3 protein-coding genes are annotated in these 3,510 nt (G+C 38.7%); all 3 read left to right on the forward strand.

The features are described from left to right. Positions 1 to 161: 161 nt before the first annotated feature. Genes RF007C_RS16120 through RF007C_RS00020 form a run of 3 tightly spaced genes read left to right on the forward strand, consistent with a single transcriptional unit; the run spans position 162 to position 3,418 of the window. The gene (locus RF007C_RS16120) at positions 162 to 1,397 is read left to right on the forward strand and encodes a tyrosine-type recombinase/integrase (protein ID WP_051456434.1); all 1,236 of its coding nucleotides are present in this window, start codon (positions 162 to 164) and stop codon (positions 1,395 to 1,397) included. A gap of 1 nt (position 1,398) precedes the next feature. Next, on the forward strand, positions 1,399 to 2,388 hold the full coding sequence (locus tag RF007C_RS00015) for a tyrosine-type recombinase/integrase (RefSeq protein WP_037296304.1): 990 nt from the start codon (positions 1,399 to 1,401) through the stop codon (positions 2,386 to 2,388). Further along, the gene (locus RF007C_RS00020) at positions 2,375 to 3,418 is read left to right on the forward strand and encodes a tyrosine-type recombinase/integrase (RefSeq protein ID WP_037296306.1); all 1,044 of its coding nucleotides are present in this window, start codon (positions 2,375 to 2,377) and stop codon (positions 3,416 to 3,418) included. The genes RF007C_RS00015 and RF007C_RS00020 overlap by 14 nt, the downstream gene beginning before the upstream one ends. Positions 3,419 to 3,510 lie beyond the last annotated feature (92 nt).

The following is a 3,510-nucleotide window of genomic DNA, read 5'->3' on the forward strand; positions in this document are numbered from 1 at the left end:
TTTGGTTTATTCGAGAAGTATAGATATTCGAGAAGATTATCATTATGTTGTAAACACCTCATTTTTTCAAAATCTCCTTAGATAACTATTTTTATTACAGAAACCTCTGGTATACTGAATATAAGCCTAAAACGGCAAATATCAGATAGGAGGTTATCTGTATGGATAAAATGGTTTGTTATGATGATCTGTCGGCACATCTCTTGGAACTGATAGATAAAGAACATTACAGCAAACACACACTTCGTGACATGAAGTTCATTCTTAAAACTTTTTCTGCCTACATGAAAAGGAATAATATCATAGAATATAATCCGGAGATAGGCGAGAAACTTGTATCATACTGCAAAGATGAACTTCATGTATGTCCTTCACGAGTTTCTCGTGCCAAAAATATAGTTGGAAAACTTAATCGCTTGCTGTTAGGACTTGATGGCAGAGAAGCTTTGTGGTCATATCATTCTCCGCTGCTTGTTCTTCCTGACAATCTTCAAAAGGTGTTGGAAGAATATTTATCTTTCTGCCGAGAAAATGGAAATAGAGAGACAACCTTGCAGTATAAAGAATGGATATGCACTCGCTTTCTGCATAGCCTTTCCGAACTTGGCTGTAGAGATATCAGTACCCTTACAGGAGCAAATGTTCAAAATGCTTTTCTTTCACTCAATCACATGAGGTACTGGGAACGTATCGGCCCTTTTTTAAGATTTCTCTATAATAGCAGGTTGGTAGATCGTGATTATTCAAGACTTGTGCTTTATCACAAGAAACAAGAGATTTTTCCAACAACATATTCTCCCGAAGAGGTCTCCGCTATTGAGAAGTCTCTTGACTGCACAAATCCCAATGGTGTAAGAAATCTTGCAATCATTCTTCTTTTATCACGCTATGGCATTCGTGCTTGTGATATAGCCGCACTGACTTTTGATAATGTTGACTTTACAATGAATCGAATATCATTCATTCAGCAAAAAACCGGTGACCCGTGGGAAGCTGAACTGCTGCCAGAGATAAAGGCAGCTCTGCTTGATTACATAACCAATGTTCGTCCTCAGAATACAGAGTATAGAGAGATTTTTCTTACCTTGATGATTCCACATAAACCTGTCGATTACAGGGCCATTAACACTATGATAGGTGAAAGGATCAAGGAATCCGCCGTTGATATTAACGGAAGGAAACATGGAAGCAGGATATTCAGATCTTCTCTTGCAAGCAATATGATTAATGACAAGGTGTCTACCGAAGTAGTTCGTAAAGTTTTGGGACATGGTACAAAGTACGCCTTGAAACACTATGTCAAGATCGACATGGAAAGCATGAAGCTTTGTGCCCTGCCTGTTCCTGAACCTACAGGTAATTTTGCAGAGCTGCTTAAAATGAAGGAGGCTGAATAAAATGTTCACCAGTGTTTTGGCTAACGAAATGTCGGCATATGTAGAGCTTAGAAAGCACGCTGTCAGCGAAAATGTTTCAGAACTTGACAGAAAAAATCTGTTGCTGCTGGATCGGTTTATGACTCTTAACAACTATTCAGAAAAAATACTTTCTGAGGATTTCATTAGTTCGTGGATTTTGACATTGACCGGTAAAAGTAAGACCAGAAGCGAAAAAATCAGTACCGTCAGAGGCTTTGTAAAATACCTTCATAGCATTGGTATGCATAGTTTTATGCCGGATAGAATAAAGGTAAAATCCGATTACATTCCCTACATATACAATGACGAAGAATTGGCTGCTATCTTTAAATGTGCCGATAATCTAAAAGAACTATGTAAGGGTAAACACAATCCATATCTTGAACTGATAATACCTATGATCCTACGTATTCTTTATGGCTGCGGCACAAGACTTGGAGAAACAATGGAACTTAAAAGAAAAGATGTTGATTTTAAGCGAGGAACACTTTATCTGAGAGTCACGAAATTCTCAAAAGAGAGAGTAATACCTATGCACGAATCACTCATCGTGATACTCGAACGCTATTGTTTAGCACTTGGGATAATGAATGATCCGGAAGCTTTTTTGTTTCCCAGTAAGGAATCAGGGACTCACTATTCAGCAAGAAATATAGACAGTTGGTTTGCTAAAATACTCGAAGCCTGCAACATAGATCAGCATAAAAAGCAACTCGGAGAGCGTGGTGCGTGCCTTCACTGTTTTCGTCATGTTTTTGTTCTGAAATCTATGGATCAGCTTGAAAAATCGGGGCATCCGGTTGATATGAACGATCTTCTTTTGCCCACATATCTCGGACATGAATGTATGATCGATACTGATAAATATATGCGTTTTTCAGGAGTGCAGTCATCGGAAACCCTTGACAGTTTTGAAAGATTTACAAACGGACTGATTCCGGAGGTGGAGGTCAATTATGAAGAAGAATAATGCATCCAACGATTTTATGTCACTGCTCGGACGTTTCTTTACAGAGTATTTGCCGAAATCCATGAATGCCAGCATCAATACAGTAAAATCGTATAAATGTGCTTTCCGTCTGTTATTTCAATTTCTGTACGAAGTAAGAAAAGTAAAGCAGGAACAGATCACTTTTGAGATGTTGGATTTTGATGTGCTTACTGCTTTTTTTGACTGGCTTATTGATGACAGGAAAAACAGCCGGACAACAGCCAAGCAACGAATAGGAGCGTTAGCATCTTTTGCCGATTATGCTCAAAGCCGAAACATCGAAGCCGGCTATGTTTTTCACAACAGTCTGAACAGTATTTCAAAGAAGTCTTTCAGAAAAGTGAAAGGAAAACCGCGCTGTTCATTTACCCGTGCTGAATTGGAAGTGCTGTTTTCACTTCCTGATCCTACCACCAGAATCGGATGGAGAGATCTTGTTGTTTTGGCCGTTATGTATTCAAGCGGTGCAAGGGCGCAAGAGATCTGTGATCTTACTGTAAAAGATATTTCGCACAGTGAAAATGGGAATGCAATCCTTACACTTGTCGGAAAAGGAGAAAAAGCCAGAAGAGTAAAGATCACTGCCGATACAACAAAGCTGCTGGACAGATACATCACTTCCCGTAAGATCAGAGATAAGCTTGATACATATGTATTTCCAAGTCAGCGAAATGAAAAAATGTCAGTTTCCTGCGTAGAGGAAATCTTTGAAAAATACATAATAAAAGCAAAAGAGTTGCATCCTGAGATGTTTAACGCCGGAAAGTACACACCTCATGTTATGCGGCATACAACAGCAACACATTTGATTGAGGCAGGTGTACCGCTTCCAATCGTTAAGAATATTCTTGGACACTCTTCTATCCAGACTACTCAGGTATATCTTGATATTTCTCAGCAGACCATTGATAGTTCGATCAAAGATTGGAATGAAAAATGGTTTCCAACCGATGAAGATAAGGATACTGATTTGGATAAGCCTAAAAATATACCAGAGTTTTTATGGTAAATAGCGTATTGTTATTCGGGGAGAGTTTAAAGAATGCGCAGTTTTTGAGAATTATTACGCTCTCCTCGAATAACATAACTTCTCGAATAAAC

This window comes from Ruminococcus flavefaciens 007c (assembly GCF_000571935.1).
Lineage (GTDB): Bacteria > Bacillota > Clostridia > Oscillospirales > Ruminococcaceae > Ruminococcus > Ruminococcus flavefaciens_F.

What these genes read in the sequence shown, in the direction of transcription:
- RF007C_RS16120 (WP_051456434.1), top strand. Translation starts at nt 162, where the DNA reads ATGGATAAAATGGTTTGTTATGATGATCTGTCGGCACATCTCTTGGAA.
- RF007C_RS00015 (WP_037296304.1), top strand. Translation starts at nt 1,399, where the DNA reads ATGTTCACCAGTGTTTTGGCTAACGAAATGTCGGCATATGTAGAGCTT.
- RF007C_RS00020 (WP_037296306.1), top strand. Translation starts at nt 2,375, where the DNA reads ATGAAGAAGAATAATGCATCCAACGATTTTATGTCACTGCTCGGACGT.